Annotated in this window: 18 protein-coding genes; 10 read left to right on the top strand and 8 right to left on the bottom strand. The window is 70.6% G+C overall.

All coding sequences use genetic code 11. The features are described from left to right. The first annotated feature begins 31 nt into the window (after nucleotides 1–31). From lepB to CXQ97_RS00285, 3 genes are read left to right on the top strand one after another with little or no spacing between them, the layout of a single operon-like run. The gene (gene lepB / locus CXQ97_RS00295) at nucleotides 32–850 is read left to right on the top strand and encodes a signal peptidase I (RefSeq protein ID WP_104178869.1); all 819 of its coding nucleotides are present in this window, start codon (nucleotides 32–34) and stop codon (nucleotides 848–850) included. After that, nucleotides 847–1,587, top strand: a complete 741-nt coding sequence (locus CXQ97_RS00290) for a ribonuclease HII (RefSeq protein ID WP_104178868.1) — start codon at nucleotides 847–849, stop codon at nucleotides 1,585–1,587. Before lepB ends, CXQ97_RS00290 begins: the two co-directional genes overlap by 4 nt. Nucleotides 1,588–1,594: 7 nt before the next feature. Beyond that, nucleotides 1,595–1,921, top strand: a complete 327-nt coding sequence (locus CXQ97_RS00285; RefSeq protein WP_104050546.1) for a DUF2469 domain-containing protein — start codon at nucleotides 1,595–1,597, stop codon at nucleotides 1,919–1,921. Nucleotides 1,922–1,987: 66 nt separating this feature from the next. Here CXQ97_RS00285 and CXQ97_RS00280 read toward each other — a convergent pair whose 3' ends face one another. Then, nucleotides 1,988–2,206 carry a hypothetical protein gene (locus CXQ97_RS00280; protein WP_104178867.1) on the bottom strand — a complete coding sequence of 73 codons (219 nt, stop codon included), beginning with the start codon at nucleotides 2,204–2,206 and terminating at the stop codon, nucleotides 1,988–1,990. Between the two features lie 30 nt (nucleotides 2,207–2,236). Beyond that, nucleotides 2,237–2,452 (bottom strand): hypothetical protein, encoded by a 216-nt coding sequence (locus tag CXQ97_RS19315; protein WP_146069543.1) that lies wholly within the window; start codon nucleotides 2,450–2,452, stop codon nucleotides 2,237–2,239. Between CXQ97_RS19315 and CXQ97_RS00275 the strand changes: the two genes are divergently transcribed. From CXQ97_RS00275 to CXQ97_RS00250, 6 genes are all read left to right on the top strand, one after another. Beyond that, on the top strand, nucleotides 2,433–2,798 hold the full coding sequence (locus CXQ97_RS00275) for a YraN family protein (RefSeq protein ID WP_181034926.1): 366 nt from the start codon (nucleotides 2,433–2,435) through the stop codon (nucleotides 2,796–2,798). The two genes, CXQ97_RS19315 and CXQ97_RS00275, sit on opposite strands and share 20 nt — an antisense overlap. Beyond that, nucleotides 2,798–4,333, top strand: a complete 1,536-nt coding sequence (locus CXQ97_RS00270) for a YifB family Mg chelatase-like AAA ATPase (protein ID WP_104178865.1) — start codon at nucleotides 2,798–2,800, stop codon at nucleotides 4,331–4,333. The genes CXQ97_RS00275 and CXQ97_RS00270 overlap by 1 nt, the downstream gene beginning before the upstream one ends. After that, nucleotides 4,330–5,523, top strand: coding sequence for a DNA-processing protein DprA (dprA, locus tag CXQ97_RS00265; protein ID WP_104178864.1), 1,194 nt, complete (start codon nucleotides 4,330–4,332; stop codon nucleotides 5,521–5,523). The genes CXQ97_RS00270 and dprA overlap by 4 nt, the downstream gene beginning before the upstream one ends. Before the next feature lie 84 nt (nucleotides 5,524–5,607). Further along, nucleotides 5,608–6,213: a methylated-DNA--[protein]-cysteine S-methyltransferase gene (locus tag CXQ97_RS00260; RefSeq protein ID WP_104178863.1), complete on the top strand. Its 606-nt coding sequence runs from the start codon at nucleotides 5,608–5,610 to the stop codon at nucleotides 6,211–6,213. An 83-nt stretch (nucleotides 6,214–6,296) separates the two neighbouring features. Continuing rightward, the gene (locus tag CXQ97_RS00255) at nucleotides 6,297–7,229 is read left to right on the top strand and encodes a tyrosine recombinase XerC (RefSeq protein WP_104178862.1); all 933 of its coding nucleotides are present in this window, start codon (nucleotides 6,297–6,299) and stop codon (nucleotides 7,227–7,229) included. Between the two features lie 241 nt (nucleotides 7,230–7,470). Further along, the gene (locus CXQ97_RS00250) at nucleotides 7,471–7,974 is read left to right on the top strand and encodes a DUF3145 domain-containing protein (protein ID WP_104178861.1); all 504 of its coding nucleotides are present in this window, start codon (nucleotides 7,471–7,473) and stop codon (nucleotides 7,972–7,974) included. A gap of 112 nt (nucleotides 7,975–8,086) precedes the next feature. Here the strand turns inward: CXQ97_RS00250 and fabF are convergent, their stop codons facing one another. The 6 genes from fabF to aceE all read right to left on the bottom strand — a co-directional run bounded on the left by fabF (nucleotide 8,087) and on the right by aceE (nucleotide 16,056). Beyond that, nucleotides 8,087–9,322: a beta-ketoacyl-ACP synthase II gene (gene fabF, locus CXQ97_RS00245; protein ID WP_104178860.1), complete on the bottom strand. Its 1,236-nt coding sequence runs from the start codon at nucleotides 9,320–9,322 to the stop codon at nucleotides 8,087–8,089. Between the two features lie 110 nt (nucleotides 9,323–9,432). Further along, nucleotides 9,433–9,678 (bottom strand): acyl carrier protein, encoded by a 246-nt coding sequence (locus tag CXQ97_RS00240; protein WP_026552001.1) that lies wholly within the window; start codon nucleotides 9,676–9,678, stop codon nucleotides 9,433–9,435. A 75-nt stretch (nucleotides 9,679–9,753) separates the two neighbouring features. Next, nucleotides 9,754–10,815 carry a beta-ketoacyl-ACP synthase III gene (locus CXQ97_RS00235; RefSeq protein WP_104178859.1) on the bottom strand — a complete coding sequence of 354 codons (1,062 nt, stop codon included), beginning with the start codon at nucleotides 10,813–10,815 and terminating at the stop codon, nucleotides 9,754–9,756. Beyond that, nucleotides 10,812–11,777: an ACP S-malonyltransferase gene (locus CXQ97_RS00230; RefSeq protein ID WP_104178858.1), complete on the bottom strand. Its 966-nt coding sequence runs from the start codon at nucleotides 11,775–11,777 to the stop codon at nucleotides 10,812–10,814. The genes CXQ97_RS00235 and CXQ97_RS00230 overlap by 4 nt, the downstream gene beginning before the upstream one ends. Before the next feature lie 78 nt (nucleotides 11,778–11,855). After that, nucleotides 11,856–13,184 carry a CdaR family transcriptional regulator gene (locus CXQ97_RS00225; RefSeq protein ID WP_104178857.1) on the bottom strand — a complete coding sequence of 443 codons (1,329 nt, stop codon included), beginning with the start codon at nucleotides 13,182–13,184 and terminating at the stop codon, nucleotides 11,856–11,858. Nucleotides 13,185–13,302: 118 nt separating this feature from the next. After that, on the bottom strand, nucleotides 13,303–16,056 hold the full coding sequence (gene aceE, locus CXQ97_RS00220; protein ID WP_104178856.1) for a pyruvate dehydrogenase (acetyl-transferring), homodimeric type: 2,754 nt from the start codon (nucleotides 16,054–16,056) through the stop codon (nucleotides 13,303–13,305). Between the two features lie 341 nt (nucleotides 16,057–16,397). Here aceE and CXQ97_RS00215 point away from each other — a divergent pair, with 341 nt between their 5' ends. Then, nucleotides 16,398–16,817 carry a DUF3052 domain-containing protein gene (locus tag CXQ97_RS00215; RefSeq protein WP_104178855.1) on the top strand — a complete coding sequence of 140 codons (420 nt, stop codon included), beginning with the start codon at nucleotides 16,398–16,400 and terminating at the stop codon, nucleotides 16,815–16,817. The last annotated feature ends 2 nt before the right edge of the window (nucleotides 16,818–16,819 follow it).

The raw sequence follows: 16,819 nt of genomic DNA, 5'->3' as shown, positions 1-16,819 counted from the left end.
GGGTATCACGACCACAGAGGACACCATTCACATGGCACGGAGCTTCCGCAGGAAGTCGCCCACGGGGCCCGAGGCACCCGCAGCACACGCGTTCGAGCAGGCCGGCGGCGCTCCGACCGGCGAGGCGTCCGGCGACTCCCCGCGCGGCAGGAAGGACGCCGACCGCGGCTTCGGGGCGTGGCTGAAGGAGATCGCCACGATCGTCGTGATCGCGCTGGTGCTGTCCTTCCTCATCAAGACCTTCCTGTTCCGGGCGTTCTTCATCCCGTCCGGATCCATGGAGGAGACCCTCGAGATCGACGACCGCATCTTCGTCAACCAGCTCGTACCGCAGCCCTTCGACCTCCAGCGGGGGGACATCGTCGTTTTCCGCGACACGGAGAGCTGGCTCCCGCCCCAGCCGGAGGCGCAGGTCAGCTGGCTGAAGGAGGCGCTGATCTTCATCGGCCTCGCCCCGGACGAGTCGCAGCAGCACCTCGTCAAGCGGGTCATCGGGCTCCCGGGCGACCACGTCATCTGCTGCGACGCCCAGGGCCTGCTCACGGTCAACGGTGAGCCGCTCGACGAGCCCTATCTCTTCCCCGGTGCCACCCCCTCGGACCTCCCGTTCGACGTCGTCGTCCCCGAGGGCAAGGTGTGGGTCATGGGGGACCATCGGAACGCCTCGGCGGACTCCCGCGCCAACCAGGACAAGGAGGGCAAGGGCTTCGTCGACGTCGACGACATCGAGGGCAAGGCCGCCGTCATCGCCTGGCCCCTGGACCGCATCGCGTTCCTCGGCAACCACCCGGACGTCTTCGACGGCGTCCCCGAGCCCCAGGGTACGGCGTCCACGCCTGCAGGGTCATGAGCACAGTGCGCAGGCGCTCCGCCGCGCCCACCCTCGGCGTCGAGCGGGCCTTCGCCGCCCACGGGCACCGGTACATCGCCGGCTGCGACGAGGTGGGCAGGGGAGCGCTGGCCGGGCCCGTGTCCGTCGGGATCGTCGTCGTCGACCTCGACGCCGCGACCGGTCTGCGCGGTGTGCGGGACAGCAAGCTGCTCCTGCCGGCCCAGCGTGAGGCGCTGGTGCCCCGGATCCGCCGCTGGTCCGTCGCGTGCGCCGTGGGACACGCATCGGCGGCGGAGATCGACGAGCTCGGGCTCATGGCCGCCCTCCGCGCCGCCGGGTCCCGGGCGTGGGCGACCGTCCTGGAGACGGTCACGCCGGATGCGGTCATCCTCGACGGCAACCACGACTGGTTGTCCGCCCGGGCCCAGGGACTCCTCTTCGGGACCGGCGACGGCGGTGCGGCCCCCGTGGAGCCCGGGGGCTGCACGGCCCCGGTCCATACGCGGATCAAGGCGGACCTGAAGTGCCTGAGCGTCGCCGCCGCGAGCGTCCTGGCGAAGGTGGAACGCGACGCCCTGATGGTGTCGCTCGCCGCGAGCCATCCGGCCTTCGGCTGGGACGGGAACAAGGGGTACGCCACCGAGGGGCACCGGGCGGCGATCGACGTCGCCGGACCGAGCGAGTACCACCGGAAGACGTGGCGCCTGGGAAGCGCGGACAGGCCTGACGCGACGCGCATCGAAAGTGGAGGATGATGAACGGATGAGTGCCGAGGATCTTGAGAACTACGAAACCGACATGGAGCTGCAGCTCTACCGCGAGTACCGGGACGTCGTCGGGCTCTTCAGTTACGTCGTCGAGACGGAGCGCAGGTTCTATCTGGCGAACAACGTGGACCTGCAGGCCCGGTCCGCCGACGGCGAGGTGTACTTCGACCTGACGCTGCAGGACGCCTGGGTCTGGGACGTCTACCGTTCGGCGCGTTTCGTGAAGAACGTCCGCGTGATCACGTTCAAGGACGTGAACGTCGAGGAGCTGTCGAAGTCGGACGACATCGCGCTCCCGAAGGACGGCACGCTGGGCAACTGACGTCCGGCGCGTCGTCCCGGGCCGCGGGATCGGGTCGCCGGGCGTTCCGGTGGCTGTGCTCCTCCGTCAGGCGGTGGGGCTGTCGTCGTCCGTCCCTCCGTGGGGGAAGGCCTCCTCGCCGTCGCTCGGGACGTCGGCAGCCTGTTCGAGGCGGTCGGCCTCCGACCCGCCCGTCCCCTCGCCCGCGATCTCTCCGCCGGAGGCCGTATCGGCGGCTTCGTCGGGAACGCCCTGTTCCAGCAGATCGGCGTCGCTCCCGTCGGGAGGGAATTCGCTCGTCTCCATGGTGTCCTCCTTCGGCTCGTGCCGGCGTCCTCACGCCGCCCTCCTACGGTACGAGGTGAGGCGGAGCTGGGACCAGCCCTCCGACCGTATCCGGCCCGGGAGCGCCTGCTGCGCGGAGCCGGTCGGCATGCCGCCGCCCGCCCTGGCGTACCCGGGCTCGAGGTTGTCCACATAGGCGCCGCGGATCCTGCGGCCGGCCGCTGACCCCACGAGTCTGGTGGAGGAGGTGAGGCCGATGCTGGCCAAGGATCAACTGGCGCGTCGCGGGGAAGCGACGGCAGCCGACTTTCTGGAGCAGGCGGGACTGACGATCGTCGACCGCAACTGGCGGTGTCCTGCAGGGGAGATCGACCTCGTGGCGGTCGACGGGTCCACGCTCGTGATCGTCGAGGTCAAGACGCGGAGCTCCGACGACTTCGGACAGCCGCTCGAAGCCATCACCGCGGGCAAGCTCGCGAGGCTGTACCTGCTCGCCTCGAAGTGGGCGCGGGCGCACGACCTGAGGTTCAGCGGCTTCCGCATCGACGCCGTGGGAGTGCTCGACGACGGCTCGGGGGCGCCGCGGATCGAGCACGTCCGGGCGGTGATCTGATGGCGCTCGGCCGCACCTACGCGGTGTCCCTCGTCGGTATGAACGGGCACGTCATCGAGGTGGAGGCGGACATCGGCCAGACCCTGCCGGCCTTCGTGCTGCTCGGCCTCCCCGATGCGTCGCTCAACGAGGCGAAGGACCGTATCCGGGCGGCGGCCCGGAATGCGGGCGTCCCCCTCAGCCGGCGCAAGATCACCGTGAACCTCATCCCGGCCTCACTGCCGAAGCGCGGATCGGCCTTCGACCTCGCGATCGTCATGTCGGCCCTGTCCGCCGCAGGGGACGTCCGCGGCTGCGGCCCCACGGTCTTCCTGGCGGAGCTGGGCCTGGACGGTCGGCTCCGCCCCGTGCGCGGAGTCCTGCCGGCCGTGATGGCCGCCGTGGACGCCGGGCATCACAGCATCGTCGTGGCGGAGGAGAACGCCGCCGAGGCGGCGCTCGTGCCGACGGCCGAGGTCCGTTCCTTCCGGACGCTCGCCGAGGTGGCCCTGGTCTTCGGCGCCGACGCCACGCAGGTGCGGCTGCCAGACCCCGTGGACCGCTGCGAGTCGGGCGTCCCCGTGGTGCGGGCCGAACCCCTGAAGGACCTGTCGGAAATCGCGGGCCAGCAGGAGGCCCGGTTCGCGCTCGAGGTCGCCGCGGCGGGGTCCCACCACCTCCTCATGGTCGGGCCGCCCGGCGCGGGGAAGACCATGCTCGCGGAACGGCTGCCGGGCATCCTGCCGGACCTCGAGGACGACCAGGCGATGGAGGTGACGGCGATCCACAGCCTGAGCGGCGAGCGGCACTGTACCGAACTGGTCCGCAAGCCACCGTTCGAGAGCCCGCACCACACCGCGACCCCCGCCTCCATCATCGGCGGGGGCAGTGGCATCCCGAGACCCGGCGCCGCGTCGAGAGCGCATCGCGGGATCCTGTTCCTCGACGAGGCGCCGGAGTACGAGCGCCGCGTCCTCGAGGCGCTGCGGGAGCCGCTGGAGAGTGGTCGCCTCGTCCTCCACCGTGCCTCCGGGACGGCGTCCTACCCCGCGCGGTTTCAGCTGGTCCTCGCGCTCAACCCCTGTCCCTGCGGACTGGCCAACGGCAAGGGGATCGACTGCCTGTGCACGGCCCAGCAGCGGCGGAGGTACTTCAACCGCCTGTCCGGGCCGCTGCTGGACCGCGTCGATCTGCAGCTCGCGGTGCACCGGGTGAGCCTGGCGGACTACCGGGGAGGGTCGAGCGCCGAGTCGTCCGCGGTCGTGGCCTCACGCGTGGCGGAGGCGCGGGCGGCCCAGCGGGAGAGGCTGCGCCGCTGGGACCACACCACGAACGCCGAGGTCCAGGGACGCGTCCTCCGGGGCGACCTCGCCCTGCCGCGGACCGTGACCGCTTCGCTCGACCGGGCTCTCGACCGCAACCTCGTGAGCGCACGCGGCTGGGACAGGGTCCTCCGCGTCGCGTGGACGATCTCCGATCTCGCCGGCCGTGGCCGCCCGGACGCGGACGACGTCGGCACAGCCCTGGGTCTCCGGATCCAGGAGCGTGCGGCGTGACCGGGGCGGCCGGCACCCGGGTCGCGAGGGCCGCCCTGTCACGGCTCTTCGAGCCCTCGGACGCGGTCGGACCGACGCTGGTGTCCCTCGTCGGTCCCGACGACGCGCTGCGCATCGCCCGGCGCGACCTGACGGCGGGCTCGCAGGTCCGACGCATGCTGCAGGAAGCCCTGGGGACGTCCGGCGGCCGCCGGGACCCCCTCGACGACGGGCTGTCCCGGTGGGCCGCGCGTCTCGGCGACCTCGCTCCCGAGCGGGACCTGGCGACGCTGGAGCGGCTCGGCGGGCGGCTCCTCACGCCCGAGTCCGCGGGGTGGCCGGAGGCCCTGGACGATCTGCAACTCGCTGCTCCGCTGTGCCTCTGGGTACGGGGTCGGAAGGACATCCCGGAGCGGGTCCGGACGGCCGCTCTGGTGGGCTCGAGGGACAGCACCGCCTACGGCGATTCGGTCACGGACGAGATCGCGGCCGGGCTCGCGACCCGCGGGTTCTCGGTGGTCTCGGGTGGCGCCTACGGCATCGACGCCCGGGCGCATCGGGCAGCTCTCGCCTCGTCGGAGGACGGGGAGCTCCCACCGACCATCGCCCTCCTCGCCTGCGGGGTCGACAGGTACTACCCGGCGGGCAACGAGGACCTGCTGAGGAGGGTCGCGGACAGCGGTCTGCTGATCTCCGAGGTCCCACCCGGCAGCTCGCCCACCAGGTGGCGGTTCCTGCAGCGGAACAGGCTGATCGCGGCCCTGAGCGCGGTAACGGTGGTTGTGGAGGCCCGATGGCGGTCCGGCGCCCTCAACACGGCCCATCACGCGGCGGGCCTGGGCCGCGCAGTGGGCGCGGTACCGGGCTCGGTGCATTCCGCCAACTCCGCCGGGTGCCACCGCCTGCTCAGGGACGGGAGTGCGGTGTGCGTCAGCGACGCCGCCGACGTGGCCGAACTCGCCGGTCCTCTCGGCAGCGAACCGGGAGACCGGGAGAGGGAGGCTGCGTCGCCCGCACGGGAGCAGGACGGCCTGGCGGTCCCGGATCTGCTGCTCCTGGACGGTCTGCCGAGACGTGCCGCGACGACCGTCGACAAGCTGTCGTCGGTCGCGGGCCTGTCCACGCGCGACGTCATCAGCGGGCTTGCCCGCCTCGAACTCGCCGGCCTCGCCGTCAGGGCCGCCGGGGGGTGGCGCCGGCGGGAGGGCTGAAGCGCCGCCGAGGCGGGGACACCGCAGGTATCCGGCACCTCGTCCCACACCTACCGATCCGCCGGCATCACCAGGAGGACATCCATGAGTAGCACCAGCCGCCTGCCCGAGGACGAGCGATGGCACGTCGAGATCCCTTCACCGGTCGGAGCGCTCCGCATCGTCGCCGGCACCGCGGCGATCGTCGGCCTGTACCACGGCGACCACACCCCGGTGCCTCCCCGGGCCTCGCTCGGGTGGCCGGTACGCCTGCCCGACAGCGCGCAGGAGGCCCATGCGCCGACCGTCCCGGTCGAGCCCGCCCCACCACCGGATCCGACCGTCGCCCTCCTGCGGCAGGCGGCCGCGGAGCTGGGAGAGTACTTCGCGGGTCTCCGCCGGGAGTTCGAGGTGCCGATCGAGCTGCAGGGCACGGCCTTCCAGCTCGCCGTCTGGGCCACCCTCAGACGCATCCCCTACGGGCGGCGCCGCAGCTACCGCGACATCGCGGGCGACCTGGGCAACCCTGCGATGGGACGCGCGATCGGGGCGGCCGTGAGAGTCAACCCGGTGTCGATCATCGTCCCCGGACACCGCGTGGTCAGCAGCACCGGCGCCGTCGTCGGCTACGCGGCGGGCCTGGAGACCAAGACGGCGCTGCTCGGCTTCGAATCGGGTCCGGTACCCGTTCCGGCCGAGGGCGGTGCCTGACGGGCCGGGCCAGGGCTTCGTGCCCTCCGACCGCCCCCTGCGCGGGGACCGGAACGGACGTGGATACTGGTACCGGAGGGACGATGACATACGAGGGCGCAGGGCAGGGGCAGGCGCTGGATGCTGCCGCAGAGGGCTTCGAGCAGTACCTGACGCGGGAGCGCAACCGGTCCCCGCACACGGTGCGCGCGTACCGCAAGGACCTGCAGCTCTTCTTCGCCCATGCCGGGCGGTCCGGAGTCTCAGCCCTGGACAGGCTGGAACTCCGCCACTTCAGGGCGTGGCTCGGCGAGCTCGACGCCGCCGGCCTGTCCCGCGCCACGATCGCACGCCGTGCCGCCTCGGTGCGGGCCTTCATGGACTGGGCGGTGCGGGAGGAACTGATCCAGGCGAATCCGGCACTGCGCCTCCGATCACCCAAGCGCACCAGGTCCCTGCCGGCCGTCCTCAGCCGGCCCCAGACCGGTGCGCTGTTCGAGGACCTCGAGGATCGGATGCTGGAGGGGGATCCGCACGAGCTCCAGCGGCGGGCGATGGTCGAGGTGCTGTACGGCACGGGCGTGCGGGTCGGAGAACTGGTGGGTCTCGACGTCGACGACATCGACACCGAGCGGCGGACCCTCCTCGTCCTGGGCAAGGGGTCGAAGGAGCGTACCGTCCCCTACGGTGTCCCGGCGGCGCATGCCATCGACGACTGGCTCCGACGCGGGCGCCCGCGATGGCTGACGGAGAAGAGTGGCCCGGCCCTGTTCCTCGGCCGGCGCGGTGGGCGCATCGACCAGCGTGCCGTCCGCACGCAGGTCAGGGAGGCACTCGAAGCCCTGGGCGACACCGCCGCCCGTGGCCCGCACGCCCTCCGGCACACCGCCGCCACCCACCTGCTGGACGGTGGCGCCGACCTTAGGGCGGTGCAGGAACTGCTCGGCCACTCGAGCCTCGCGACGACCCAGCTCTACACGCATGTCTCGGTCGACCGCCTGCGGCGCAGCTACGAGCAGGCGCACCCGCGGGCGTGAGGCGCAGCAGACCGCCTCGCCTCGGCCCGGCCGACAGCCCGTGCACGTGCCCGGGGAGCCGTTCCCGAGGGCCGTCGGGACACAGTGGCGAAATTCACGTCCGTCCGGCACAATAAGCAGTAGTTCGGTCGAGCCCGCACCTCAGGTGCGGGTGGGTCTCGTGAAGTTCCCGCTCATCTGCACAGTCCATAATCCGTTGAAGGTCGTTGGGGAAGACGTACCTACAGCTATGGAGGATGGAATGTCTGTTGTGATGGCGCGCGGTGTCTTGTACGTGCACTCAGCCCCTACTGCGTTGTGCCCTCATGTCGAGTGGGCGATCGGGTCCGTGCTGGACAAGCGCACCGACATGGAGTGGACGGCGCAGCCTGCTGCGCCCGGAATGCTCCGGGCCGAGCTGTCCTGGGTCGGCCCGCAGGGCACGGGCGCACAACTCGCCTCCGCCCTCCGCGGCTGGGCGCATCTCCGGTACGAGGTCACCGAGGAGCAGAGCGCCGGAGCCGACGGAGGCCGCTGGTCCCACACACCCGAGCTGGGGATCTTCCACGCCACCACGGACGTCCACGGCAACATCATGGTGACGGAGGACCGCATCCGCTACGCCTACGAGGCCGGAGCCGGCGACCCGGCAGCGGTCTACCACGAGCTGTCCCTCGCGCTGGGGGAGTCCTGGGACGAGGAGCTCGAACCCTTCAGGCACGCCGCCGAGGGCGCTCCCGTGCGTTGGCTCCACCAGGTCGGCTGACCCCCGGCCAGATCGCCCGCCGCCCAGGACCCGGCGACGAGGAAGCACGACACGCAGTGCGCACGGAGAAGGGCGCCACCCCGGGGTGGCGCCCTTCTCCGTGAACCGCCGGTCAGACGTTGCGGAGCACGATGACGGCGTTGTGGCCGCCGAAGCCGAACGAGTTGCTGAGCGCCACGATGTCGCCGGAGGGCAGATCGCGCGCCGTCGTGACGACGTCGAGGGGGATCTCGGGGTCCTGGTTGTCGAGGTTGATCGTCACCGGGGCCTTCCGTTCGTAGATCGCCAGGACGGTCATGACGGCCTCGACCGCACCGGAGGCTCCGAGGAGGTGACCCGTCTGCGACTTCGTCGCCGACACCGCGACCTGGTCGATGTGGGCACCGAGCGCGGCCTTCAGGGCCGTGTACTCGGGCTTGTCCCCGACCGGGGTGGAGGTCGCGTGCGCGTTGACGTGCACCACGTCCTCCGCCTGGGCCCGGGCATCGAACAGGGCGGCCTTGAGTGCGCGGGTGGCCCCCAGTCCCTGGGGGTCCGGTGCGGTGATGTGGTAGGCGTCGGCGGTGACCGATGTGCCCCCGAGCTCGGCGTAGATGCGAGCTCCGCGGGCCAGGGCGTGTTCCTCGGCCTCGAGGACGAGGGCTCCGGCGCCCTCGCCCATGACGAATCCGTCACGGGCCGTGTCGTAGGGGCGCGAGGCGAGTTCGGGCTCGTCGTTCCGCCGGGACAGCGCCTGCATGGCCGCGAAGGCCGCGATGGGCATCGGGTGGATCGCCGCCTCGGCGCCGCCGCACACCACGACGTCCGCCTTGCCGGACCGGATGAGTTCGAGGCCCTGGTGGAGCGCCTCGGTACCCGAGGCACAGGCCGACACCGGCGTGTGCGCTCCGGCGCGCGCGCCGAGGTCGAGGCTGACGGCCGCGGCGGGGCCGTTCGGCATCAGCATCGGTACCGTCATGGGCAGGACCCTGCGGGGGCCCTTGTCGCGCAGGGTGTCCCACGCGTCGAGCAGCGTCCACACGCCGCCGATGCCGGTCGCGAAGGCCACTGCGAGGCGGTCCTTGTCGACGTCCTCGATGCCAGAGTCGCGCCACGCCTCACGGGAGGCGACGACGGCGAACTGCGTGGAGGGATCCATGCGCTTCGCCTCGACGCGGGCGAGGACCTCCGACGCGGGTGTGGAGATCTGGGCGGCGAAGGTCACCGGCAGCTCGTACTTCGCGACCCAGTCGGCCTCGATGGTCCGCGCTCCCGAGACGCCCTTGAGGGAGTTGGCCCACATGGTGGGGACATCCCCTCCGATGGGGGTGGTTGCACCGAGTCCGGTGATGACGACTTTGCGTGGCATGGTCACTCTTTCGAAGCTGGGGCGCCGGCGGCACCGGGCGAGGAGTTGACGGCTGCGGCCGCCCACGGCGGGAACACCGGGGGCGGCCGCAGCGCCGGGAACTGCAGGAACTAGGCCTGGGCGCCCGAGATGAAGGTGACGGCGTCGCCGACGGTCTTCAGGTTCTTGACCTCTTCGTCCGGGATGCGCACGCCGAACTTCTCCTCGGCGTTGACGACGATGGTCATCATCGAGATGGAGTCGATGTCGAGGTCGTCGGTGAAGGACTTGTCCATCTCCACGGACTCGGGAGCGAGTCCCGTCTCCTCGTTGACGATCTCGGCCAGTCCGGCCAGGATTTCTTCGTTGCTAGCCATGGTGGCTCCTTTTCTGTTCTTGCCGGATGACCGGCGGGGATGGGCAGACCGCGTTGCGCGCTCTGGGCTTGAAAACTAGGGAAGGACCACGACCTGCGCCCCGAACACGAGACCGGCTCCGAAGCCGATCTGCAGGGCGAGCTTGCCGCTGAGCGCGGGCTGCTCCTTCAGGGTGCGATGCATGGCGAGGGGGATGGAGGCCGCGGAGGTGTTGCCGGCATCCACGATGTCCCGTGCGACGTACACGTGCTCGGGCAGGTTCAGCTGCTTCACCATCTCATCGATGATACGGATGTTCGCCTGGTGGGGGAGGAACACCGCGAGATCGTCCGCGGTGATACCCGCGGCGTCGAGCGCCTGCTGGGCGACCTTCGCCATCTCCCAGACGGCCCAGCGGAACACGGACGGTCCGTCCTGGCGCATGGTGGGCCACAGGCTCTCCTGTCCGGCATCGCCGTCCGCCTCGGCCTCCGCGTCGGTCGTCACGGCGCCCATCGCGAAGTCGCGCACGTCCAGCAGGGAGCGGGTCATCCGGATCGCCTCGTGCTTGCTGCCGTCGGAGCCCCACACGGACGGGCCGATGCCCGCGGAGTCGCCGGGCCCGATGACGACGGCGCCCGCGCCGTCGCCGAGGAGGAAGGAGATGGTGCGGTCCGCGTTGTCGATGAAGTCGGACAGCTTCTCCACCCCGACGACGAGCACGTAGTCGGCCGTCCCGGCATGGACCAGGGCATCACCCTGGGCGATGCCGTAGCAGTAGCCCGCGCAGGCGGCCGAGATGTCGTAGGCCGGTGCCGGCGTGGCCCCGAGGCGGTCGGCCAGCTGTGCGGCCGCGGAGGGGGTGGCGTAGGGGTGGGTCACCGTGGACACGAGCACGGCACCGATCTGCGACGCATCGATGCCCGCGGACGTGAGCGCCTCCCGGGACGCCGCCTCCGCCATGTCGATGACGCTCACGTCGCGGGGCGCGCGATGGCGGGTGACGATCCCGGTGCGCTGCCGGATCCACTCGTCGGAGGAGTCGATCCACTGGCAGACGTCGTCGTTGGTGACGATGATCCCGGGGCGGTAGGCGCCGACGCCGAGGATACGCGTGTGCTCGCGGAGGGGGGCTTGCTTGAGGGCGGTGATGCTCACTGGGGTCCTTCGGAGGTAAGGGACGGATCGAGGTCCGTGGTCCGCGAGTGCTCCTCGATGAAGCTGCGGGCGGCGTCCAGGTCCTCGGGCGATTTTACGGCGAGCGTCGCCGTGCCGCGCATTCCGCGTTTCGCCAGCCCCGTCAGTGTTCCTGCGGGGGACAGCTCGATCATCCCGGTGACGCCCATGGACTGCATCGACTCCATGCACAGGTCCCAGCGGACGGGGCGGGAGACCTGCGCGATCAGGCTGTCGAGGTTGCCCTCCCCGGTGGCGACGGGCAGCCCGTCGTGGTTGGACATCAGCGTGGCCACGGGGTCTGCCGGTACGAGCGAGGGCCGCAGCGCCTCGAGCGCCGTGACGGCGGGAGACATGTGGCCGGTGTGGAACGCGCCCGCGACCTTCAGGGCGATGACGCGCGCCCTGGCCGGGGGATCCGCGGCGAGCTCGCCGAGCTGCTCCAGCGTCCCGGCAGCGACGACCTGGCCGCCGCCGTTCGCATTGGCGGCGGTGAGGCCCAGTTCGGCGAGCCGGTCCGCGACCTCGCCGGCGTCACCGCCGAGGACGGCGCTCATGCCCGTCGGCCGGGCGGCGGCAGCTTCCGCCATCGCCGTGGCGCGCACACGGACGAAGGTGACGGCGTCGTCCTCGGTGAGCGCTCCCGCCACGGCCGAGGCGGTGAGCTCTCCGACCGAGTGCCCGGCGACGACGGTGGCGGCGGTCAGCGCACGGCCCCCGAGGAGCACGCGTGCCGTCACCAGGCCCGCCGCGACGATGAGGGGCTGGGCGACCGCCGTGTCCTTGATGGTCTCCTCGTCGGAGGCGGTGCCGTGCCGCACCAGGTCCGTGCCGGCGCGGTCGCTGAGCAGCTCCAGGTGGCTGCGGACCCCGGGGAGCTCGAGCCAGGGGCTCAGGAAGCCCGGGGTCTGTGAGCCCTGTCCGGGGCAGGCGATTGCAAGCACTGTTCCAGCTTTCCAAATCGTCGGGGCATTATCGGGTGTTCGGCTGAACCAAGCTGGCTGTGCCGTGTTGTAGGAAGTCTACAAGTCTCCGGCGAAGTCGACGGCTGCTGCTCCGGAGCTGCGTGCACCGGTCGGCCGCGCAGCACGTGGTGTACCGCCCGCTGGCCCTCCGCCCGGTGCGGCGACCGGCGGCGACGGGGCCGAGAGGCGCCCGACCACGAGCGCCGTCTGCAGGACGAATGCCTCCCGCGCGACCAACGGGTCCCAGCCGGTCACGTCGCAGACGCGGCGGAGACGATACCTGACCGTGTTCGCATGGACGAAGAGGGACCTGGACGTCGCTTCCAGGGAGGAGCCGAGGGCGAGGTAGGCGGAGAGGGTCTGCTCGAGGCCGTTGGAGGCGGCCAGGAGGGGGCGGTAGATGGTGCGGACCAGGGCCCGGCGCGCGGTGTCGTCGCCGGACATCACGCGCTCGGGCCACAGGTCCTCGGAGGAGACGGGACGGGGTGCCCCGGGCCACGCGCGGGCGGCAGTGAGCCCCGCGAAGGCGGCCTGGGCGGAGGTGCTCGCCTCGACGAGCGACTCCGCCTCGGGACCGAGGACGACGGCGCCGGCGCCGAACAGCTCGGTGATCCTCGGGTATGCCTTGGCCGGGTCCCGGACACCGCCCAGGACGAGGATGAGCCGTTCGCCCTGGATGCCGACGAGGACGTCCTCGGCGAGCCGGCCGGTGACGCGCCGGAGCTCGTTGAGGAAGCCCGCGTCGGGCTCCTGCGGGGCGCTGCCCACCATGACCGTGATGCGGGCCTGCGACTTCCACCCGACGGCGGCGATGCGTGAACGGAGTGCGTCGGAGCTCTCACCGCGGAGGATCGCGTCGACGACGAGGGCCTCGAGGCGGGTGTCCCAGGATCCCCGGGTCTCCGCCGCGCGCGCATAGACGTCGGCCGCGGCGAACGCCACCTCCCGCGAGTAGCGGAGCACGGCCTCCCGCAGCGGGCCCTGATCGGCCGCGGGGGCCAGGAACGGCACGTGGTCCTCGACGACCTGCACCACCACGCGGATGAGCTGCAGGGCCTTCTGCAGGCTGATCGACCGGGTCAGTTCCGTCGGGGCCGTGCCGAAGACGTCGCTGAGCACCCACGCCGGGGAGACGGGCTTCTGGTACCAGTTGACGAAGGAGGCGATGCCCTTCTGGGCCACCATGCCGAGCGCCGACCGCTCGTCCGCGCGGAGCCCGCGATACCACGGAAGGTCCGCGTCGAGCTGCCTGAGGGTCGCCGTCGAGAGGGAGCCGATCGTGGCCCGCAACTTCTCGACGGTGGCCGGGTCCGCCGGCGCGGGTCCCGCGTTGGTGGCTCCCGGGGCGCTCCGGGCGCTACCGGGGACGTCTTCGGGCTGCGGCATCCTCCGAGCATACGGTCTCGGTGCCGTCCTCCCACATTTGTGGAGGAGCTACAAAAAAGGCGACGGCGGGAGCAGCGCTGGGCTGCTCCCGCCGTCGCCCCCGGGCGGGGTGGCGGTGCTAGGAGTCGCCGCCGGCGTTGCCGGTGGTCCCGGCGTTCACGTCGAGCAGGCGGTACTTCTCGATCGCCTCCTTGGGGGCGTTCGCGTCGACCTCGCCACGGCGGGCGAGCATCTCCAGCGCGCGGACGACGACGGAGTGGCTGTCGATCTTGAAGAACCGGCGCGCCGCGGCACGCGTGTCCGAGAAACCGAATCCGTCGGCGCCGAGCGTCGCGAACTCGTTCGGCAGGAACTGGCGGATCTGGTCCGGGACGGCCTTCATGAAGTCCGAGACCGCGACGATCGGACCTGTCGCGCCCTCGAGCTGTTGCGTGACGAACGGCTTGCGGGCCTCGGCGCCGGGGTTGAGGAAGGCATCTTCCTCGGCCTCGAGGCCGTCGCGGCGCAGTTCGTTCCAGGACGTCACGGACCAGACGTCGGCCGAGACACCCCAGTCCTTCGCCAGGATCTTCTGCGCTTCGAGCGCCCACGGGACGGCCACGCCGGAGGCGAGCAGCTGCGTGCGCGGCCCGTCCACCTTCGCGGGCTTCAGCAGGTAAATGCCCTTCAGCAGTCCGTCGACGTCGAGTTCCTCGGGCTCGGCCGGCTGCACGAAGGGCTCGTTGTACACGGTGATGTAGTACATGACGTTGCGGGAGGATTCCGGCTCGTCGCCGATGTCCCCGTACATCCGGTTCAGGCCGTCGCGGACGATGTGCCCGATCTCGTACCCGAATGCCGGGTCGTAGGTGATCACGGCGGGGTTCGTCGACGCCAGGATCGGCGAATGGCCGTCGGCGTGCTGCAGCCCCTCGCCGGTCAGCGTGGTCCGGCCGGCCGTCGCCCCGATGATGAAGCCGCGCGACATCTGGTCCGCAGCGGCCCAGATGGAGTCGCCCGTGCGCTGGAAGCCGAACATCGAGTAGAAGACGTAGATCGGGATGAGCGGCTGGCCCTGCGTGGCGTAGGCCGTGCCGGCGGCGGTGAACGCCGCCATGGACCCGGCCTCGTTGATGCCGGCGTGCAGGATCTGACCCTGGATGGACTCCTTGTACGCGAGGACCAGGTCACGGTCCACCGACAGGTAGTTCTGCCCGTTCGGGTTGTAGATCTTCGCCGTCGGGAAGAACGAGTCCATGCCGAAGGTCCGCGCCTCGTCCGGGATGATCGGCACGATCCGCTTGCCGAACTCCTTGTCCCGCATGAGGTCCTTCAGGATGCGCACGAACGCCATGGTGGTCGCGGCCATCTGCTTGCCGGATCCGCGCTTGGCCGTCTCGTACGCCTTGTCACCGGGCAGGACGATGTCGGCGTGCTTGGTGCGCCGCTCCGGCACGAAGCCGCCGAGTTCACGGCGGCGCTCCATCAGGTACTTGATCTCGGGCGCGTCGGCGCCCGGGTGGTAGTACGGCGCATTGTAGAGGTCGTCGTCGATCTGCTCGTCCGTGACCGGGATACGCAGGTGGTCGCGGAACGCCTTGAGGTCCTCGTTCGTCAGCTTCTTCATCTGGTGGGTCGCGTTGCGGCCCTCGAAGTGCGGGCCGAGGCCGTACCCCTTGACCGTCTTCGCGAGGATGACGGTCGGCTTGCCCTTGAACTCCGTGGCCGCCTTGTAGGCCGCGTAGACCTTGCGGTAGTCGTGCCCGCCGCGCTTGAGCTTCCAGATCTCGTCGTCGGAGAGGTCCTCGACCATCGCCTTGGTCTCCGGCGACTTGCCGAAGAAGTGGTCGCGGACGAACCCGCCGGACTCGGCCTTGTACGTCTGGTAGTCGCCGTCGGGCGTCTGGTTCATGATGTCGACCAGGGCACCGTCCTTGTCCTTCTCGAGCAGCGCGTCCCACTCGCGCCCCCAGACGACCTTGATGACGTTCCAGCCCGCACCGCGGAAGAACGCCTCGAGCTCCTGCATGATCTTGCCGTTGCCGCGGACGGGTCCGTCGAGCCGCTGCAGGTTGCAGTTGATCACGAAGTTCAGGTTGTCGAGCTTCTCGTTCGCGGCGAGCTGGAGCAAGCCGCGCGACTCGGGCTCGTCCATCTCACCGTCGCCGAGGAACGCCCAGACCTGCTGGTCGGCGGTGTCCTTGAAGCCGCGGTTGTGCAGGTAGCGGTTGGACTGCGCCTGGTAGATGGCGTTCATGGGGCCGATGCCCATGGAGACCGTCGGAAACTCCCAGAAGTCCGGCATGAGACGGGGGTGGGGATAGGAGGACAGCGCGTGGCCCTCCTTCGACTTCTCCTGCCGGAACCCGTCCAGGTCCTCCTCCGTGAGGCGCCCTTCCAGATACGCCCGCGCGTACATCCCGGGGGAGGCGTGACCCTGGAAGAACACCTGGTCGCCGCCGCTCGGGTGGTCCTTGCCCTTGAAGAAGTGGTTGAAGCCCACCTCGTACAGCGTCGCCGCGCCGGCGTAGGTCGAGATGTGCCCGCCGACGCCGATCTCCGGGCGCTGCGCGCGGTGCACCATGACGGCCGCGTTCCAGCGCAACCATGCGCGGTACTTGCGTTCGATCTCCTCGTCGCCCGGGAACTCGGGTTCCTGATCCGCGGGGATCGTGTTGACGTAGTCCGTCGTCGTGACCATGGGCACGCCCACGGACTGCGCACCTGCACGCTGCAGCAACGAGCGCATGATGTACTGCGCGCGCTCGGTGCCCTGGGTGCTGATCAGCTGGTCGAGGGATTCGATCCACTCCGCGGTCTCCTCGGGATCACCGTCGGGCTTGCCGACCGTCAGACCGCTCAGAATATCCGCCGTACCTTGTTCTGCAGCCACGCGATATCTCTCCACTTCCACGGATCTTGTCCGTGTCGCTTAATGCCTGCGCACGGCTCGTTGGGCCCGCGCAGAGATGCAAGCCCGGCGCTAGCACCGCGGCCATATACCGCCTCACTCTATCGCCGCCGTGCGGTCAGTGCGTAGCAGGAGCGGGGACTCGGGGCAGATTACGCCGAGGGCTTGCACACACGTCGTCCGCCCGCCCGGGCACGGGGCCGCGGGCCGTCCAAATCCGTTGACTGGCTTGATGCTTGGCGCATAAGGGTGTTGGCTGGTAGGCATGTACATCCATACGAGGGCCCGTCACGCGACAGTCCCGTCTTTTCAGGAGGAGCTAAGTGAGCGAGGCTGAAGCCGCCACTGCGGTCAACGTGGCAGGCAAGTTGGGTTTCAAGAACGGAGACCTCGTTCAGGAGCTCGGATACGACGACGACGTCGACTTCGACTTCCGGGAGAACCTCGAGGGGGGTGTGGGGTCCGAACTGCTCACCGAGGACGACCAGGACGTCGTCGACGGCGTCATCCTGTGGTGGCGGAACGGTGACGGAGACCTCGTGGACGCCCTCGTGGATGCCCTGACCTCGCTGGGCGCCTCGGGCGTCGTATGGCTGCTCACCCCCAAGTCCGGCCGCCCTGGCTATGTCTCGCCCGCGGACGTGCAGGAGGCAGCCCCCACCGCCGGCCTGCACTCGACGTCGTCGGCCGGCGTCTCGAGGGAATGGTCGGCGACGCGGCTCGTCAGCCGACGGAAGCAGTAGGT

The sequence above is a fragment of the Arthrobacter sp. B0490 genome, assembly GCF_002929355.1.
Lineage (GTDB): Bacteria > Actinomycetota > Actinomycetes > Actinomycetales > Micrococcaceae > Arthrobacter_D.
This window is presented reverse-complemented; position numbering and strand designations above follow the sequence as displayed.

Excerpts from the sequence above, each read along its gene's own strand:
- lepB (WP_104178869.1), top strand. The coding sequence starts at position 32 with ATGGCACGGAGCTTCCGCAGGAAGTCGCCCACGGGGCCCGAGGCACCC.
- CXQ97_RS00290 (WP_104178868.1), top strand. The coding sequence starts at position 847 with ATGAGCACAGTGCGCAGGCGCTCCGCCGCGCCCACCCTCGGCGTCGAG.
- CXQ97_RS00285 (WP_104050546.1), top strand. The coding sequence starts at position 1,595 with ATGAGTGCCGAGGATCTTGAGAACTACGAAACCGACATGGAGCTGCAG.
- CXQ97_RS00280 (WP_104178867.1), bottom strand. The coding sequence starts at position 2,206 with ATGGAGACGAGCGAATTCCCTCCCGACGGGAGCGACGCCGATCTGCTG.
- CXQ97_RS00270 (WP_104178865.1), top strand. The coding sequence starts at position 2,798 with ATGGCGCTCGGCCGCACCTACGCGGTGTCCCTCGTCGGTATGAACGGG.
- CXQ97_RS00260 (WP_104178863.1), top strand. The coding sequence starts at position 5,608 with ATGAGTAGCACCAGCCGCCTGCCCGAGGACGAGCGATGGCACGTCGAG.
- CXQ97_RS00255 (WP_104178862.1), top strand. The coding sequence starts at position 6,297 with ATGACATACGAGGGCGCAGGGCAGGGGCAGGCGCTGGATGCTGCCGCA.
- CXQ97_RS00250 (WP_104178861.1), top strand. The coding sequence starts at position 7,471 with ATGTCTGTTGTGATGGCGCGCGGTGTCTTGTACGTGCACTCAGCCCCT.
- fabF (WP_104178860.1), bottom strand. The coding sequence starts at position 9,322 with ATGCCACGCAAAGTCGTCATCACCGGACTCGGTGCAACCACCCCCATC.
- CXQ97_RS00240 (WP_026552001.1), bottom strand. The coding sequence starts at position 9,678 with ATGGCTAGCAACGAAGAAATCCTGGCCGGACTGGCCGAGATCGTCAAC.
- CXQ97_RS00225 (WP_104178857.1), bottom strand. The coding sequence starts at position 13,184 with ATGCCGCAGCCCGAAGACGTCCCCGGTAGCGCCCGGAGCGCCCCGGGA.